Origin of the sequence: Bordetella hinzii LMG 13501, assembly GCF_001548475.1 — a bacterium.
Taxonomy (GTDB): Bacteria; Pseudomonadota; Gammaproteobacteria; order Burkholderiales; family Burkholderiaceae_B; genus Bordetella; species Bordetella hinzii.
Genome location: NZ_LRUJ01000002.1, coordinates 98,584 through 114,584, shown reverse-complemented (window position 1 = coordinate 114,584; position 16,001 = coordinate 98,584). Strand labels below are relative to the sequence as shown.

Below are 16,001 nucleotides of genomic sequence, written 5' to 3'. Positions count from 1 at the left end.
ATCTTATGGATATATCAAAACAATTAATTATTATTTTTTGAAATTTACCATGCCGCCTACACTGGCGTGACGGGCGCACCAGCGCCCTTTTCCGTTTTTCGCCGAACCATGAGCACACCCGCCTCCGTCCTGCCCCTTTCTCCGGCCGCCCCCATCCAGATCAATCGCAAGCCGCTCCTGGTGGCCCTGCTTCTGGTCCTGGCCGGCGCCGTCTACCTGCTGCAAGCCGTCAGCTGGCGCCAGAGCGCGCTCTGGATCGTGGGCGCGCTGCTGGGCGTCACCCTCTATCACGCCTCCTTCGGCTTTACCCAGGCCTGGCGCGTCTTCGTCTCCGACCGCCGGGGCGCCGGCCTGCGCGGGCAGATGATCATGTTGGCTTTCGGCGTCATCCTGTTCTTCCCTTTCCTGGCCGCGGGCACCCTCTTTGGCCAGCCCATCAACGGGCTGGTCTCGCCGCCGGGCGTCTCCGTCCTGTTGGGCGCCTTCCTCTTCGGCGTCGGCATGCAGCTGGGCGGCGGCTGCGCCTCCGGGACCCTGTTCGCCGTGGGCGGCGGCAATACCCGCATGATCGTCACCCTGGTGTTCTTCATCATCGGCTCGGTCATCGCCACGGCGAACTTCCCCTGGTGGTCCAGACTGCCGGCGCTGCCGCCCACCTCGCTGATCAAGACCTGGGGCCTGCCGGCCGCGCTCATCGCCAACCTGGCGGTCTTCGCCTTCATCGCCTGGCTGACCACGGTGCTCGAGAAACGCCGCCACGGCCAGCTGATTTCCTCGGCCGCGCGCACCAGCCGTCCGGCGACGCTGCTGCAGGGTCCTTGGCCGCTCGTCTGGGGCGGCGTGGCCCTGGTGATCCTCAATTTCGCCACGCTGGCGCTGGCCGGCCGTCCCTGGGGCATCACCTCGGCCTTCGCGCTGTGGGGCGCCAAGATCCTCGATGCCTTCGGCGGCGATGTCGCCAGCTGGGCCTACTGGAGCAAGCAGCAGGCCGCCCTGGCCGCGCCGGTCACCCGCGACGTCACCTCCGTCATGGACATCGGCCTGATGCTGGGCGCGCTGGCCGCGGCGTCGGCGGCCGGCAAGTTCGCCCCTGTCTGGCAGGTCCCGGCCCGTTCTCTGGCCGGCGCCATCATCGGCGGCCTGCTGCTGGGCTATGGTTCGCGCCTGGCTTTCGGCTGCAATATCGGGGCCTATTTCAGCGGCATCCTGTCGGGCAGCCTGCATGCCTGGCTGTGGCTGCCGGCCGCCTTCCTGGGCAGCGCCCTGGGCGTGCGCCTGCGCCCCCACTTCGGCCTGGCGGTCGAAAAAACCCCGGCGCATTCGAGCTGCTGAACCGCAAGTCCCCGCCACACAGAGCCGCCCCCCGGAGCCTGGACACCCCGCCAGGCCCCGGGGTGTTTTTCTTGGGCCCGGCGACCCAGGCCACGCCGGAAGATTCTGTTATGGTTGGCGGCAACCAGTCCCTCGGAGAGGCATATGCATTGGATCGCCGGCCGCTATACGGCCTTCGCCCTCATCGTGATAGGCGCCGTCCTCAGCTTCGTGCTGGCCGGCCTGCGCGGCCCCGGCTGGCTCTGGGCCGCCCTGCCCCTGGCGGCGCTCAGCCTGCTGGGTATCTATGACATGGTCCAGACCCGGCATGCCATCCGGCGCAACTACCCGGTCATCGGCAATCTGCGCTTCCTGTTCGAGTTCATCCGGCCGGAGATACGCCAGTACTTTCTCGAAGACGACACCGATGCCGCGCCCTTCTCGCGCGCGCAACGCTCCATCGTCTATCAGCGCGCCAAGCAGGAGATCGACAAGCGCCCCTTCGGCACCCAGGAAGACGTCTATGGCGACCGCTACGAGTGGATCAACCACTCGATGTCTCCCGCGCATATCGCCGACCCGGATTTCCGCGTGCAGGTCGGCGGGCCGGATTGCGCACAGCCCTATTCCATGTCGGCCTTCAATGTGTCGGCCATGAGCTTCGGCGCCCTGTCGGCCAATGCGGTGCTGGCGCTCAATGATGGCGCGCGCATCGGCAATTTCGCCCACGACACCGGCGAAGGCGGCATCAGCCGCTACCACCGACAGCCGGGCGGCGCGCTCATCTGGAACATCGGCTCGGGCTATTTCGGTTGCCGCGACGAACAGGGCCGTTTCTCTGAAGAGGCCTTTGTGCGCAACGCCTGTACGCCGCAGGTCAAGATGATAGAGATCAAGCTGTCGCAAGGCGCCAAGCCGGGCCACGGCGGCATCCTGCCCGCCGGCAAGGTCACACCCGAAATCGCCGAGGCGCGCGGCGTGCCGGCCTGGCAGGACTGCAACTCGCCTTCCAGCCACAGCGCCTTCGATACGCCGGTGGGCCTGCTGCATTTCGTGGCGCGCCTGCGCGAACTGTCCGGCGGCAAGCCCGTGGGCTTCAAATTGTGCGTGGGCCATCCCTGGGAATGGTTCGCCATCGTCAAGGCCATGCTCAAGACTGGCATCACGCCCGACTTCATCGTCGTCGACGGCGCCGAGGGCGGCACGGGCGCGGCTCCCGTCGAGTTTGTGGACCATGTGGGCACGCCGCTGCGCGAAGCCTTGCGCCTGGTCCACAACACCCTGGTGGGCGTCAACCTGCGCGACCGTATCCGCATCGGGGCGTCGGGCAAGATCATCACGGCCTTCGACATGGCCCGCGCGATGGCCATGGGCGCGGATTGGTGCAATGCCGCGCGCGGCTTCATGTTCGCCATCGGCTGCATCCAGGCCCAGGCCTGCCACACCGGCAAATGCCCTACCGGCGTCACCACGCAAGACCCCTTGCGCCAACGCGCCCTCGTCGTGCCCGACAAGGCCCAGCGCGTGGCGCATTTTCACAAGAACACCCTGCACGCGCTGGCCGAACTGCTGGAAGCCGCCGGACTGACCCATCCCAGCCAGTTGCGCACCCACCATATCGCCCGGCGCATTTCCTCCAGCGAAGTGCGGCTGCTGTCGGCGCTGTTTCCCGAACTCACGCCCGGTGAACTGCTGCGCGGCGAGTTCCGGCACAACATCTTCAAGGTGGGCTGGAGCATGGCCACGCCCGATTCCTTCCAGCCGGTCACCGACATCACGACCGCCCTGGCCGAACTGCACCACGCCCAGGCCCAAACCGCCTGAGCCGGCGCCCTACAGCCAACGCTCGAACAGGCGCGAAAAAAACTCCATGAAGCGGTCGCCCACCGGGCGATCGCCCCAGGCCGCGGCATCCACCCGCACTGAGGCGGCCACGTCGCGCTGGAACAGGGCTTCCATTTCCTGGGCGAAGGCCGGCCCCAGCACCACGGCGTTGATCTCGTAGTTCAAGCCGAAACTGCGCCAGTCCATATTGCTGGACCCCACGGTGGACCAGACGCCGTCCACGATGGCCGTCTTGGCGTGCAGCAAGGTGTCGCGGCGCTCGTAGATCTTCACGCCGGCCCGCAGCAGGGTCTCGTAATGGGAACGCCCCGCATGCCAGACCACGGAGCTGTCGCTGAAACCCGGCAGGATCAGCACCACGTCCACGCCGCGCCGCGCAGCTTGGGCCAGCGCCTGCACGAAGGCCGGGTCGGGCACGAAGTAGGCCATGGTGATATGGATCGAACGCCGCGCGCTCTCGAAGGCCGACATCAGCGTGAGGTAAACCGTATAGCCATCGGCGCTCTGCGGATCATTGGCCAGGATACGCACCACCATATCGCCCTGGCGCGGCGTCACACGCAGAAAACGGCCGCCCTGCAGGGCCGGCCCGCCTTGGGATTCCCATCCAGCCAGCAGCACCTCCTCGATCTGGGCCACGGCTGGCCCGCGTATTTCCATATGGGTATCCCGCCAAGGCGCCTGCCCCTGGCCGTCCCCGAACGAGCTGCCCGAGGCGTAGACGTCGCTGACGTTGATGCCGCCGAGAAAGCCCACCTCGCCATCGGCCACCAGCAGCTTGCGATGATTGCGCTGGTTGGGCGACCAACCCTTGCGCGAACGCGCCGGATTGACCGGATTGAACACCGCCACCTGCACCCCGGCATCGCGCAGCCGCTCGAAAAGGGCCTCGGGGGTTTGCAACGTGCCCACGGCATCGACCATGACGGCGACATCGACGCCGCGCCCGCGCGCCGCGATCAGCGCGTTCACGAAATCCTCGCCGGCCTTTCCGGCGTCGAAGATATAGGTTTCCATATGCACGTAGTGCCGCGCCTGCCCAATGGCGCGCAGCATGGCGCGGTACGTCGCCTCGCCGTCGGCCAGCAGCTTGACCTGGTTGCCCGCCACCAGGGGGGCGCCCGAAATAGCGCTCTCCACGGCCAGATGCTGCTTCAGGAAATCGCGCTGGTCGTCGCCGCCCGTCCGCGCGGCCAGGTCCTGGCCCTTGAGCTGGCTGCTGCGCGCCGAGCGCGCCGACAGCGCCGCCTGCTCACGGCGCTCCTGCAATACCTGGGGGCCGGGCACGGAGGCGCAGGCCCCCAGCAGCGCCAGGAGCAGCGGCAGGCAGCGACGCGCAAACGTTCTCAGCTTTGCCATTGTGTGCGCCGGGTCCGGCCCATGCCACGGTCGCGCGGCGTCCACCTGGCCGGCGCGCGGCCCATATGCTGCTGGCGCTGGATGTGCCTGCCGCCTGCATCATTGAGCAGCCCCAGGACGGCCGCTTCCTCGTCCGGATGGATCTGCACGGCCAGCACCACGCCGCGGCTGACGGCCTCCTCCTCGGCCTCGGTGGCCCGGCGGCGCGCGCGGCGCACGCCACGCAACACCCAGACGGTGCCGATGACGGCTCCGAGATAGGCGCCGGCCGCCGCACCGACCAGCATCAGCCCGGCGCCGTCCTCATGCAATAGCAAGAGGGCGAATGCCCCGAGCATCGCGCCCAGCGTGGCCAGGGCCGCGGCGCTGGCAATGGCGCCGTACCATGCTGAGGGCGAATTGAGGTCCGGCCCCCGGTGGCGGCGCACCGGCTGGCTGCCTTCTTCCAGCAACAGGCTCACGGCCTGCTCGCTGATTCCCTCGGCGACGAGGGCGTGCGCCGCACTGCGAGCCGACGCCATACTGTCAAAACGCGCGAGCACAATGCGAGTCATATGGCCTCCGTGGCGGCATTACCTGACCCTCATTTTGTCGTTCTCGCCGGCCTCAGTCCTCTGGTTTGGCAACCAGCCGTAAAGCCTTATTTCCAGGGCCCGGACAGGCCCGCGCCCTGCAAGACCGTGTTGCAGCATGCTACGCCTGCGCAACCCCGGGCTTTTCGTAAAAGTCCATTGCAATCAGCGCTTTAGTATTGACAGTCCCCTGGCCGCTCCGCCCACAATGGCACTCCAGCGCGACTTCAAAGGGAATCCATCATGGCCCACCCGCAGAAGCACCCGCAGCCGGCGCGGCCGCTCCAGGCCGCTGCCCCGGCGCCTCACGCAGCCCGCCTGCGCCTGGTCGAACAAGCGCGCGCGGGCAGGCAGGCCGAACACCTGGCCCTGGAGGCCGGCCTGCTGGCCCCGAACGCCCACATCGAGCCCAAATACCTCTACGACGCCCTCGGCTCGACGCTGTTCAGCGCGATCACGCTGCTGCCGGAGTACTACCCCACGCGGTGCGAAGCGGAGATCCTGGCCGGGCATGGCCAGGACATCGCCGCGCGCGCCCGGCCCGTGCGCACCCTCATCGATCTGGGCGCGGGCGATTGCGTCAAGGCCGAAAGACTGCTGCCGGCCTTGCAACCGGCATGCTATATGCCGGTGGACATCTCCGCCGACTATCTCCGCCAGGCCGTCCAACGCCTCAGGCGCGGCCACCCCGACCTGGACATCCTGCCCATCGAGCAGGACTTCAGCGCCGGCCTGCAACTGCCCCCGGTGGTCCCCAGGGATGGCCGGCTGGTGTTCTTTCCCGGCTCCAGCATCGGCAACCTGGACCCGGCGCGCGCCCTGGCCTTGCTGCGCAACCTCGCCGGGCTGGATGCCCAGCTCCTGATTGGCGTGGACCGCGTCAAACAACGCAACATCCTGGAGCTGGCCTACGACGATGCCCTGCACCTGACCGCCGCCTTCAACCTCAACCTGCTGCGCCACGTCAACCACGTGCTGGGCAGCGATTTCGACGCCCGCGACTGGGAACATCACGCGCGCTACAACGAGGCCGAACAACGTGTGGAAATGCATCTGCGCGCCTTGCGCGACGTGCGGGTAGCCTGGCCCGGCGAGCGCCGCCACTTCACGCCCGGCGAAACCATCCACACCGAGAACTCCTACAAGTACACCATCGAAGGTTTCGAGGGCTTGCTGCAAGAGGCCGGCTACCGGGACATCCGGCACTGGTCGGATGCGCGCGACTGGTTCACGGTCTTTCATGCCCGCCGCTGACAGGCCAGCCATGACGCCCGCCCGCTATTTCGCCGCCGACACGCCGGCCTGCGCGCTCACCCATCCCCAGGCCAGCGTCCAGCCCACCGATCTGGCCGACCGGCTGCTGCAGTTGCGCGCCGTCACCAAAGCGCTGGCCGCGCCCTTGTCCGCCGAAGACTGCCAGGCCCAGTCCATGCCCGATTGCAGCCCGGTCAAATGGCATCTCGCGCATACCACTTGGTTCTTCGAGACCTTTGTGCTGGGCCGCCACGACCCGGGCTACCGGCCACGCCACCCGGAGTACCGCGTGCTGTTCAATTCCTACTACCAGGCCGTGGGCGAGCGCCATCCGCGCCCGCAGCGCGGCCTGCTCACCCGGCCCGGCCTCAAAGAGGTGATGGATTACCGGCACGAAATCGAACAGACCGTGGCCGCGCTCCTGGCGCGGCGCGGTGATGACAGCGCCCTGCGCGAGATCGTCGAACTGGGCATGAACCACGAAGAACAGCACCAGGAGCTCATCCTCACCGATCTGAAGCACCTGCTGTCCTGCAACCCCACGCTGCCCGCCTACCAGCCCGCCGCCCCGGTCGCGCTGCCGCCCGGCACGCCGGCCGGCTGGACCCACTATGCGGCCGGCCAGACACGCATCGGCCACAGCGGCCCGGGCTTTGCCTTTGACAACGAGACGCCCGCCCATGACGTGCTCTTGCCGCCCTTTTATCTGGCCAATCGGCTGGTCACGCAGCACGAATACCTGGAGTTCATCCAGGACGGCGGCTATCGCCGCCCCGAACTCTGGCTCTCGCAGGGTTGGGACACGGTCTGCGCCCAAGGGTGGCGCGCCCCCCTCTACTGGCAAGGCCAGAAAGACGACTGGCAGGTCTTCACCCTCGCGGGCCTGCAGCCACTGGATCTGCAAGCCCCCGTCTGCCATGTCAGCTACTTCGAGGCCGATGCCTATGCCCGCTGGGCCCGTGTGCGCCTGCCGCGCGAAGCTGAATGGGAACTGGCCGCCCGCCGCCACGCGGGTGCGCGCGCCAACCTGCTCGAAAGCGGCCGCCTCGCCCCCTGCCCCGCGCCGCGCCCCGGCGTGGCCGGCGGCCCCGTGCAGTTCATCGGCGACACCTGGGAATGGACCGCCAGCGCCTACGACGCCTATCCCGGCTTCAAGCCCGCGGCCGGCGCCATCGGCGAATACAACGGCAAATTCATGTGCAACCAGTACGTCCTGCGGGGCGGCTCCTGCGTCACCCCCCAGCGCCACATCCGCCCCAGCTACCGCAACTTCTTCCCGCCCGAGGCGCGCTGGCAATTCAGCGGCATCCGCCTGGCGCGCGACAGCTGAACGGGACTTTTTGCCGGTGTTCTTGCAAACGCAAAAATCTTTGTGCTAGAATTTTGTTCTTCGCTGATCACGCAGTTTTTTACGGGATCAACGCGAGATGGCGCATTAGCTCAGCCGGTTAGAGCGACGGAATCATAATCCGCAGGTCCCCTGTTCGAATCAGGGATGCGCCACCAAGGAATACCAAGGCCCGCAAGCAATTGCGGGCCTTTTGTTTTTTTGCTTTTTGGTTTTGCTCTTGTTTTGCGCCGCGATCCCGGAGGCGCCGAGCAATTATCATAGGCACTGCCCTTGCGGCGCGCTTCGGCCTGGACAGCGTCGGCAAGCGCTGACGCGCCCGGCCAATGCTTCCCTCGCCCGCCCTCTACCTGGAATCGCATGCGCAACACCCTCAATGCCTGGGCCAAAAGCATCAAGCGCGACGGCTTGACGCTCTGGTTCGCGGTCAAGCATCCCGGCACGCCCTGGTATGCCAAGGCCGTCGGCCTGTTCGCGGTCGCCTATGCCTTGAGTCCCATCGATCTGATTCCGGACTTCATTCCGATCCTGGGCTATCTGGATGACGCCATCCTGCTGCCCTGCCTGATCTGGCTGGCGGTGCGCCTGCTGCCCAGGGACGTGCTGGCGCAGGCGCGCCAGCAGGCCGATGCCTGGATGCAGTCCAAGGCCAGCAAACCGCGCAGCCGGGCAGGCGCCGTGATGATCGCGCTGCTCTGGCTGGCCATCGCGGCGGCCGCCTGGGCCTGGCTTGCCTGAGCTCGCGGCGGCGAAGCCAGCCGCCGCGAGCGGCGCGGACTGGCCGGCAATTCCCTGTCTGATCGGTGTATTGGCCCGGGGCCTGGCGCTTCGATAATGGCGCATCTCCAACCACATGAGGCCAGGCATGTCCTCCCTGCCCAACACCAACGCGCCGCACGCCGACGCCTTCCTGCAGTTTCTCGTCAATCTTGTGAACAACGGCGGCGCCCTGCATGGCATCGGCGTGACGCTGCAGATGGGCGGCATCCTGGTGGGCGGCACTATCATTTCGGGCGCCGCCTATTTCGACCGCTTTGCCGATGCCTTCGCCAGCGAGGTGGATTCGGCCACGGACCGGCAGGCCGTCAGACGCGCCTTGGCCGAGCTGGGCGATGTGTTCCGCCAGCCGCAACCCATCGATCCCTTGCCCAACTACATTCATCTGGATGGCGCGCTCTTTTTCACGACGGATGGCGAGCCCATCAGCCTGCAGCCGACACTCTGGCGCGGCCGGCTGGCCGAAGTCGATGGCTTCGTGCTGGGCAAATTGCAGCCGCAATAAGCCACGGCGGATGTCAGTTTTGCGACATCCAGGGATAACCCCGATATCGCCGCCGCATGCCGTCATAACAATTCAAATAATGATCGGTTAATTCTCATATTTTCATTTCAATGCAGACAATTGCATTATCTTGCGAGCCAAAATGAAAACATCGGCGGCCGGTATTCATGCCTTCCTCCCTGAGTGAAACTTTTGAAATTTTTCACGCAAAAGCAAGGGGTTACATTACTTACTGCGCACCTTAAAAAGCAGCAAATTTAATATAGGCTTCAACCATCTATATAAATCCGGGAGCGACTGCGTTACGATTAGCAGCTGCGCTTCTGCCGCCGGTGGGAAATCGTTATTTCGAAGCCGGCCAACAAAAAAACATTCGATGCCCTGGGGAATCCCCGCGCCGCCTGTCACGCGCCGGCCTTGCCGGTTGCTGCGGACACCGGCGCTCCCGCCGTAGTCGCGGGGCAGATTGGGCATCACGGTTGGCTGACACCACCAAGCAAGCTCGCCTATCTCTCCCGGGAGTCGTTGATGGATCGTAATCCGCTGGTTCTGCTGGACTTGGCTTGCGCGCCGCGCGCGCGGTTTCTGGATCACCGGGCCTGCCGGCAGCTGTCGGCCGACGCCATCACGAAGACCTAGTATTTCCGCAGCCCCGCCACGCCCCGCGTGGCGCTCTCCCTGGCTCGCCGCCGTGACTCTGAACCTAAGCGCTACCCAGGTGCTTACCTTGGGCAGCCCCGCCATCGCCTTGGTCATCTCGGGAAGCTTCTTGTGCATCTGGAAGTTCCTGGATCGCCGCGCCTATCTCGCCTTGCTGGCCTGCGCCTTTCTGCTGTATGCGGCGGGCGCGGCCATGCAGATCCTGCAATGGCCGCAGGACCGGGACCTCAACGCCACCATCCCCGCGGCCATCTATCTGCTGAGCATCGCCTGCATGACCGAAGGGCTGTTGCGGCGCTACGGCCAGCACGCGGGCTACCCCCTGGCGCTTGCCTGCCTGGCCATTTGGATGACAGTGGCGTATTTCTGCTATGTCTCGCCCGATGCGGATGCGCGCAGCTATGTCCTGAATTTCGGCATCGGCGCCATCCTGTGCGCCGCCGCCTGGCGCATCCGCGGCGCCCGGCGCGCCAGCCACATCGACAAGACGGTCTATTGGGTTTTTGCGCTGTTCGCGCTGAGTTTCTTTGCCCGCACGCTGCTCACGCTGGCCCTGCCCGTCTATTTCGTGCCCCAGCTCCTCGGCAGCCTGGCGTTCTGGTTCGTCCTGCAGCTGACGCTGGTGCTCACCGGACTGGTGCTCGCCTTGCTGCTGTTCGCCGCCAGCTTGGCGGACATGATCGCGCGGCTGCGCGACGATAGAGACCTCGACGGCCTGACCGGCCTGTGGAACCGGCGCGCCCTGGACGAGCGCCTCGAAGCCCTGATCGCGCGGGCCGGGCAGCGGCCCTACGCGCTGCTGCTCATCGACATCGACCACTTCAAGTCCATCAACGACCGCTATGGCCACGCGGTGGGCGATCATGTGCTGCGCGTGGTCAGCAGCCTGATCCGCGATTGCGCGGGCAATGACGCGCTGACGGGCCGGGTGGGCGGCGAGGAGTTCGCCATCGTCGTGCCGGCCGAACTGTCCGCGGCCTATCTGCTGGCGCAGCGCCTGAGCCGCGTGCTGGCCGAGACCCGCATCGCCGAACTTGACGAGGATCACGTGATCACCGCCAGCACCGGCCTGACTATGCTACAACTCGGCGATACCGTTTCCCTCTGGATGCGGCGCGCCGACACCCTGCTCTACCAGGCCAAGCGCGACGGCCGCAACCGGGTGGTGCTGCAGCCGGCCGCCGCCTGAACGCGCCGCGGCCTTTCTTCTTTTATCTACGCCCCCGTCTTGAAACTCCCTATCGATACGTTCGTGCTGCGCTGGAAGGAAACCTGCGCGCCGTACTCAAGCGACATCCTCGCCCTGGCCCATGAGCGCGTCGACCGGCAGGCACACGAGCTCGCCGATGCGTTCTACGAAAGCATGCTGGCCGACGAAGCGGCCGCGTATTTCCTGTCCGACCAGTTGGTCCACCAGAAGCTGCATGCTTCCCTGCAGGCCTGGCTGCGCTCGGTGTTCGGCGCCGCCGTCCATCATGATTACGAGGCGGCAGTCGCCTTCCAGCAGCGCGTGGGCCAGGTGCACGCGCGCCTCGACATCCCCATCCACCTGGTGATGCAGGGCACGCGGACGCTGATACGCCGCATGCGCGCCACCTTGGCCGACGACACCAGCGTCGCGGACGCGCTGCGCTGGCCCCTGTCCAGCTACCTGGGCGAAATCATGCTGTTCGCCATCGAGCTCATGTCGCTGGCCTATGCCAGCTCGCACGATCGCAACGCCCGTGCCGAGGAAGGCTACCGGCTGCTGAGCCTGTCCCAGAACATCGGCACCGAGAAAGAGCGCCAGCGCGCCGCGCTGCTGGACTGGGAAAACCAGTTGCTCTTCGGCCTGTCGGTGGGCGACAGCGCCCAGAGCCTGCCGCGGCTGCGCAAATCGGAGTTCGGCCTGTGGTTCATCCACAAAGCCGAACATGCTTTCGAGGGCGCCAAAGAGGCCGAGGACGCGCGCGCGCAGATCGAGGCAGTGGACCGCCTGCTGGATGAGCATCCGGCGCCGCCGGACCGTATCCGCCTGCTGCACGCCGTGCGCGACGCCACCAAGACGATCGCCTATCTGCTGGACATCCTGTTCGAAAAGGCCAATCACCTGGAGTCTGGGCGGGACACCCTGACCCATCTGCTCAACCGGAAATTCCTGCATGTGGTGATGAGCAAGGAGGTCGCCTATGCGCGCAAGACCGGCTCGCCGCTGGCGGTGCTCATGGTCGACATCGACTACTTCAAGAATGTCAACGACGAGCATGGGCACGATGCCGGCGACTTCGTGCTGCAACAGGTCGCCACCCTCATTTCGACGTACAGCCGGGGCGGCGACTACACCTTCCGCCTGGGTGGGGAAGAGTTTCTGGTGGTGCTGGTCGATGCCAATGCCGACCAGGCGCGGCATGTGGCGGAAAACCTGCGCCAACGCCTGGCCGGCAGGATGCTGGCCCTGCCGGACGGCTCACAGCGGCGCGTGACCATGAGCGTGGGCGTGGCCGCCCACGACGGCCATCCCGACTACCAGCGTCTGCTCAAGCGGGCCGACGGCGCGCTCTATGCGGCCAAGGCGCGCGGCCGCAATACCTGCGTGCTGGCTGATTAATTGGTGCTGGCGCGCCAGGCGCCCGAGGGCTGCTGGCAGAACCAGAACGTCCAGTCTTCCTTGCCCGTGCCCTGGGCCACGCGCGCCTCGAGCTGGCGGCAGCGGTTGGCTTTCGAGGTCGTGCTCGTCTGGCGCGGCGTCAGGCTCACCTCGATGGCGGGCTGCCGGCGCGTGGCCGTGCTGGTCCAGCGGGTGGTCTGGCCGTCGGCCGACTGATCCAGCGCAGCGGCCACCGCCTCCTGGAACTGCGGGCGGTCGCTCTTGGGGATGTTATTGATGATGGTGTGGTTGAGGAACACGGGCGGAGCCGCCTGAGCCACCGTCATCCCCGCCAATCCCAATATCGACACCGCGACAAAACGCGCAACGCACATATTCTTCTCCTGGGGACAATTCCCACTGCGCAATATACCAATAGCGCCCGGCCGGTGGGCCGCCTAGGCCGGCGGCGGCAGCCAGTCGCGCAGCACCGAAGCATGCTCCGGGATACTGCCATAAGCACGAAGATAATCGGCCTGCAGAATGCTCATGCGGTAGGCATCGCGATAGCGGCCATTGGAGAAGAACTCCTCGCGCAGCTCCCCTTCGACCGAAAAGCCGCAGGCCCGGTAGATATGCACGGCCGCCAGGTTCTCCTTGTCGACCACCAGATAGACTTTATGCAGGTTGAGGACCCGGAAGGCGTAGCCGATCGCCACCCGCGTGGCGGCCTTGGCATAGCCATGCCCCTGGAAGCCAGGCGCGATGATGATCTGGAACTCCGCGCGACGGTGGATATGGTTGATCTCGACCAGCTCGACCAGTCCCACCATCTGGCCGGCCTCGCGCTCGACGATGAAACGCCGCTCGAACTGGTCGTGGATATGCCTGTCGTAGAGCGCCATCAGCTCGTCGTAGGCCTCGTAGGGCTCTTCGAACCAATAGCGCATGATGGCGTCGTTGTTGTTCAGCGCGTGCACGAAGTGCAGATCGCCGCGTTCGAGCGGCCGCAGCTGGATGTCGCTGGCAGTGGCTGTCATGCCATTCTCCTTGTTGTCGTCAAGGCCGCCGCAGCATCTCCGCGCGTTCGAGCGTGCGCACGCCGGCGCGGGCGAACATCTCCAGGGTCTGGCGCGCGGTGTCCGGCGCGATGGCTCGGCAGGCGGCGAGGTTGACGATCACCTCCAGGCCCGCGCGGCGCAGCTGCAGCGCCGTGCGCTTGACGCAGTAATCGAGCGCCAGGCCGCCGACGATGACGGCCTGCACGTCCTGGCTCCTGAGGAACTCGAGCACGCCGGTCGATCGGCGCTCGGCCAGATCATGGTAACAGGCTCCGTAGGGATGCATATCGGGCTCCACCCCCTTCCAGACGAAAAAGTCGTAGTCGGCCGGCCGCGGCAGGCCCTCCAGCAATTCGAAGCCCGTCGTGCCCGGCACGCAATGCAGGTTCCAGTGCGTGTCCGCATGCGGCGCATCCAGGGGCGTGAACATGGGTTTGTCCGTGGTCGCGCGCCAGACGGCGTGAGGGCTGTGTGCATCCTTGGAGCCCAGGCGCCAGCGGGCAAAGCGCGCCTGGGCATTGAGCTCGGCGACGATTTCATCGCCGCGCGGCACCGGCAGCTCATCCGGGCACAACGGCGTGAAGCCCTTCTGGGCGTCTACATCGAAAGCCGCCACGCGGCCCGGCAAGCGCATCCGAAACCTCCTAGGCACCGGGTGTGTCAGGACTTGGCCCGGTCGCGCACCTGCGGCAGGCTCTCGGCGTCCTTGGCCAGATCGTCGGGATCCGGCGGCGAAAACAGGTCCCAGCAAGCCACGAACAGCGCGGCGATGAGGGGACCGATGACAAAGCCGTTCAGGCCGAACAAGGCCATGCCGCCCAGCGTCGAAATGAGTATGACGTAGTCCGGCAGCTTGGTGTCCTTGCCCACCAGGATGGGCCGCAGCACATTGTCGACCATGCCGATGACCAGGATGCCGAAGAGGATGAGCACCACGCCTTGCCAGATGGCGCCCGTCACGAGGAAATAAACGGCCACCGGCGCCCAGATCAGGCCGGCGCCCACGGCGGGCAACAGGGACAGGAATCCCATGATGACGCCCCAGAGCAATGCCCCCTGGATGCCCAGCGCCCAGAAGATGATGCCGCCCAGCGCGCCCTGCACGGCGGCCACGGCGATATTGCCCTTGACCGTCGCGCGCACGACGGTGGTGAACTTGCGGAACAGGTGTTGCTTGTAGCCCTCGTCCAGCGGCGCGGCCCGGCGCAGCCTGCGCGACAGGCGCGGCCCGTCGCGCAGGAGAAAGAACAGCAGATAGAGCATGACACCGAAGCTCACCAGGAATTGCGCGGTGTCCTGCCCGATATTGACCAGCTGCGTGGCCAGAAACTGGCTCAGCTGCATGGCGCCGGCCGACAGCTTTTCCTGGATGCTGCCCAGGTCGGCCAGGTCGAAGCGCGCCAGCACGTCGTGCACCATGGGCGGCATCGCGTCCATGACCTGCTGGAAATAGGCGCCAAAATTCAGGGAGCCCGAACGGATGCGCTGATAGAGATTGGCGCCCTCCTGCACCAGTGAGCCGGTGATCAGGATCAAGGGGATGATCACCACCAGCAGCACCAGGAACAGCGACAGCAGCGCGGCCAGATTGTTGCGCGGCGCCAGGCGCCGCGCCAGCTTGCGGTGCAAGGGGGAGAAGATAATGGCCAGGATGGTGCCCCAGAACACCGCGCCATAGAAAGGCCACAGCAGCCAGAGGAACGCCAGGGAAACGGCGATCAACAGCACGATGAAAGTCCGGCTGTGCAAAAGAGGCGATTGCGTCATGAGTCGTCCTGAAAACGGGGCGCGGGCGCCATTGTAGGCGATGCCCCGGCCGGCTCGGCCGGACACCAGGCCAGGGCGGCGCACAGCGCGGCGGCCCGCTCCAGGGCGCGCGACTGCGCATTGAGCGCCGTCAGCAGCGCATTGAGCGCATCGCGCACCGAAGGATCGCGCACCTGGGTCAGTGAGCCGAAAGTGGCGATCTGGTCCTGGTGCACAGCGGCAAAGTCGGCCACTTTCAGCGACAGGGACAGCGGCGCTTCCAGCAGATCCCAAAGCGGCCCGATGGCCGCCTGCCGCTCGACCACCAAGCGCTCGAAGGCCTGGTCGTAGGCCCGCTTGAGATCGGCGGCCTGCAGCAGGTCCGCACGCTGGGAGAGCGCCTGCCGATAGGCTTGCTCCAGGTCCTGCTGGTCGCGATGCAGGCTGGCGCGCAGGGCCAGCAGCCGCTCGCGCCGGGCAGAGAGGTCTTCCAGGGCATGCACGGGCAGCTCCGTGAGCGCCTGGCGGATCGTCCCGGCCGCGCGGCTCAAGGCCTGCTGGTAATCGCCGATCACCGCGTACTGCCCGGCGTAGTCCCCAAAACCCTTGAGGGTTTGCGCGTCAGGCGCCGCCCCGCCGCTCTCGCGCAGCCAATGGATGAGCGCGGCTCGCTCCTCGGGCTCGTGCTGGGTGCAAGCCTGCGCGCCCAGGGCCAGGCAGGCCGCCAGCACGGCGCGCAGCGCCCCACGCCGGGCGGGCCCGGAGAGCCCCCGAGGCAGAGGTGAAGAAAAAAGGGACAGCAAGTAGGCGTCTATCCGAGAAAAGGAGATTCCTGAGATTAGCCTAACCCGTCCCCGTGGCCGGGGGCAGCGGGCATTTTGTTGCCAACGAAGCCTGGTGTCACAACAAGGCTTGACAAAACAATAACTTATCCATATTATCAACAGATTGGCCATGCGCAATTGGTCGGCTGGAAGGCAAAAAAGCTTGGTAAGGC

The 16,001-nt window shown here is 66.2% G+C and carries 15 protein-coding genes and 1 tRNA gene; 9 read left to right on the top strand and 7 right to left on the bottom strand.

Annotated elements, in window-relative coordinates:
* Positions 1–108 precede the first annotated feature (108 nt).
* Both AXA74_RS01940 and AXA74_RS01935 read left to right on the top strand, forming a co-directional pair.
* Entirely contained in the window at positions 109–1,332 is a 1,224-nt protein-coding gene (locus tag AXA74_RS01940; RefSeq protein WP_032977646.1) for a YeeE/YedE family protein, read from the top strand.
* 144 nt (positions 1,333–1,476) lie between these two features.
* Positions 1,477–3,135 carry an FMN-binding glutamate synthase family protein gene (locus AXA74_RS01935; RefSeq protein WP_029579641.1) on the top strand — a complete coding sequence of 553 codons (1,659 nt, stop codon included), beginning with the start codon at positions 1,477–1,479 and terminating at the stop codon, positions 3,133–3,135.
* 9 nt (positions 3,136–3,144) lie between these two features.
* On the opposite strand, the gene cls is transcribed toward AXA74_RS01935, so the two are convergent.
* Together cls and AXA74_RS24600 are read right to left on the bottom strand one after the other, a co-directional pair.
* The gene (cls, locus tag AXA74_RS01930; protein WP_032964528.1) at positions 3,145–4,515 is read right to left on the bottom strand and encodes a cardiolipin synthase; all 1,371 of its coding nucleotides are present in this window, start codon (positions 4,513–4,515) and stop codon (positions 3,145–3,147) included.
* Entirely contained in the window at positions 4,503–5,069 is a 567-nt protein-coding gene (locus AXA74_RS24600) for a hypothetical protein (protein ID WP_029579643.1), read from the bottom strand. The genes cls and AXA74_RS24600 overlap by 13 nt, the downstream gene beginning before the upstream one ends.
* A 261-nt stretch (positions 5,070–5,330) precedes the next feature.
* On the opposite strand from AXA74_RS24600, the gene egtD reads away from it, so the two are divergent.
* The 7 genes from egtD to AXA74_RS01890 all read left to right on the top strand — a co-directional run bounded on the left by egtD (position 5,331) and on the right by AXA74_RS01890 (position 12,218).
* Complete coding sequence (egtD, locus tag AXA74_RS01920; protein ID WP_032977643.1) at positions 5,331–6,341, top strand: L-histidine N(alpha)-methyltransferase; 1,011 nt, start codon at positions 5,331–5,333, stop codon at positions 6,339–6,341.
* A gap of 10 nt (positions 6,342–6,351) precedes the next feature.
* Positions 6,352–7,671, top strand: a complete 1,320-nt coding sequence (gene egtB, locus AXA74_RS01915; protein ID WP_032977632.1) for an ergothioneine biosynthesis protein EgtB — start codon at positions 6,352–6,354, stop codon at positions 7,669–7,671.
* A gap of 99 nt (positions 7,672–7,770) precedes the next feature.
* A tRNA-Met gene (locus AXA74_RS01910) sits at positions 7,771–7,847 on the top strand.
* A 202-nt stretch (positions 7,848–8,049) separates the two neighbouring features.
* Positions 8,050–8,427: a YkvA family protein gene (locus AXA74_RS01905; RefSeq protein ID WP_032977629.1), complete on the top strand. Its 378-nt coding sequence runs from the start codon at positions 8,050–8,052 to the stop codon at positions 8,425–8,427.
* 127 nt (positions 8,428–8,554) lie between these two features.
* The gene (gene gvpU, locus AXA74_RS24535; protein ID WP_029579647.1) at positions 8,555–8,971 is read left to right on the top strand and encodes a gas vesicle accessory protein GvpU; all 417 of its coding nucleotides are present in this window, start codon (positions 8,555–8,557) and stop codon (positions 8,969–8,971) included.
* 691 nt (positions 8,972–9,662) lie between these two features.
* Entirely contained in the window at positions 9,663–10,820 is a 1,158-nt protein-coding gene (locus tag AXA74_RS01895) for a GGDEF domain-containing protein (protein ID WP_126623591.1), read from the top strand.
* A 39-nt stretch (positions 10,821–10,859) separates the two neighbouring features.
* Positions 10,860–12,218 carry a diguanylate cyclase gene (locus tag AXA74_RS01890; RefSeq protein WP_029579649.1) on the top strand — a complete coding sequence of 453 codons (1,359 nt, stop codon included), beginning with the start codon at positions 10,860–10,862 and terminating at the stop codon, positions 12,216–12,218.
* Here AXA74_RS01890 and AXA74_RS01885 read toward each other — a convergent pair.
* The 5 genes from AXA74_RS01885 to AXA74_RS01865 form a co-directional block, all read right to left on the bottom strand.
* On the bottom strand, positions 12,215–12,592 hold the full coding sequence (locus tag AXA74_RS01885; RefSeq protein WP_029579650.1) for a hypothetical protein: 378 nt from the start codon (positions 12,590–12,592) through the stop codon (positions 12,215–12,217). The two genes, AXA74_RS01890 and AXA74_RS01885, sit on opposite strands and share 4 nt — an antisense overlap.
* A 63-nt stretch (positions 12,593–12,655) precedes the next feature.
* Positions 12,656–13,237 carry a spermidine N1-acetyltransferase gene (gene speG, locus AXA74_RS01880; RefSeq protein WP_029579651.1) on the bottom strand — a complete coding sequence of 194 codons (582 nt, stop codon included), beginning with the start codon at positions 13,235–13,237 and terminating at the stop codon, positions 12,656–12,658.
* Between the two features lie 19 nt (positions 13,238–13,256).
* Positions 13,257–13,892, bottom strand: coding sequence for a nicotinamidase (locus AXA74_RS01875; protein WP_029579652.1), 636 nt, complete (start codon positions 13,890–13,892; stop codon positions 13,257–13,259).
* A gap of 26 nt (positions 13,893–13,918) precedes the next feature.
* On the bottom strand, positions 13,919–15,025 hold the full coding sequence (locus tag AXA74_RS01870; RefSeq protein ID WP_029579653.1) for an AI-2E family transporter: 1,107 nt from the start codon (positions 15,023–15,025) through the stop codon (positions 13,919–13,921).
* Positions 15,022–15,807, bottom strand: coding sequence for a DUF3053 family protein (locus AXA74_RS01865; RefSeq protein WP_032977626.1), 786 nt, complete (start codon positions 15,805–15,807; stop codon positions 15,022–15,024). Before AXA74_RS01865 ends, AXA74_RS01870 begins: the two co-directional genes overlap by 4 nt.
* Positions 15,808–16,001 lie beyond the last annotated feature (194 nt).

What these genes read in the sequence shown, in the direction of transcription:
- AXA74_RS01940 (WP_032977646.1), top strand. Translation starts at nt 109, where the DNA reads ATGAGCACACCCGCCTCCGTCCTGCCCCTTTCTCCGGCCGCCCCCATC.
- AXA74_RS01935 (WP_029579641.1), top strand. Translation starts at nt 1,477, where the DNA reads ATGCATTGGATCGCCGGCCGCTATACGGCCTTCGCCCTCATCGTGATA.
- cls (WP_032964528.1), bottom strand. Translation starts at nt 4,515, where the DNA reads ATGGCAAAGCTGAGAACGTTTGCGCGTCGCTGCCTGCCGCTGCTCCTG.
- AXA74_RS24600 (WP_029579643.1), bottom strand. Translation starts at nt 5,069, where the DNA reads ATGACTCGCATTGTGCTCGCGCGTTTTGACAGTATGGCGTCGGCTCGC.
- egtD (WP_032977643.1), top strand. Translation starts at nt 5,331, where the DNA reads ATGGCCCACCCGCAGAAGCACCCGCAGCCGGCGCGGCCGCTCCAGGCC.
- egtB (WP_032977632.1), top strand. Translation starts at nt 6,352, where the DNA reads ATGACGCCCGCCCGCTATTTCGCCGCCGACACGCCGGCCTGCGCGCTC.
- AXA74_RS01905 (WP_032977629.1), top strand. Translation starts at nt 8,050, where the DNA reads ATGCGCAACACCCTCAATGCCTGGGCCAAAAGCATCAAGCGCGACGGC.
- gvpU (WP_029579647.1), top strand. Translation starts at nt 8,555, where the DNA reads ATGTCCTCCCTGCCCAACACCAACGCGCCGCACGCCGACGCCTTCCTG.
- AXA74_RS01885 (WP_029579650.1), bottom strand. Translation starts at nt 12,592, where the DNA reads ATGTGCGTTGCGCGTTTTGTCGCGGTGTCGATATTGGGATTGGCGGGG.
- speG (WP_029579651.1), bottom strand. Translation starts at nt 13,237, where the DNA reads ATGACAGCCACTGCCAGCGACATCCAGCTGCGGCCGCTCGAACGCGGC.
- AXA74_RS01875 (WP_029579652.1), bottom strand. Translation starts at nt 13,892, where the DNA reads ATGCGCTTGCCGGGCCGCGTGGCGGCTTTCGATGTAGACGCCCAGAAG.
- AXA74_RS01870 (WP_029579653.1), bottom strand. Translation starts at nt 15,025, where the DNA reads ATGACGCAATCGCCTCTTTTGCACAGCCGGACTTTCATCGTGCTGTTG.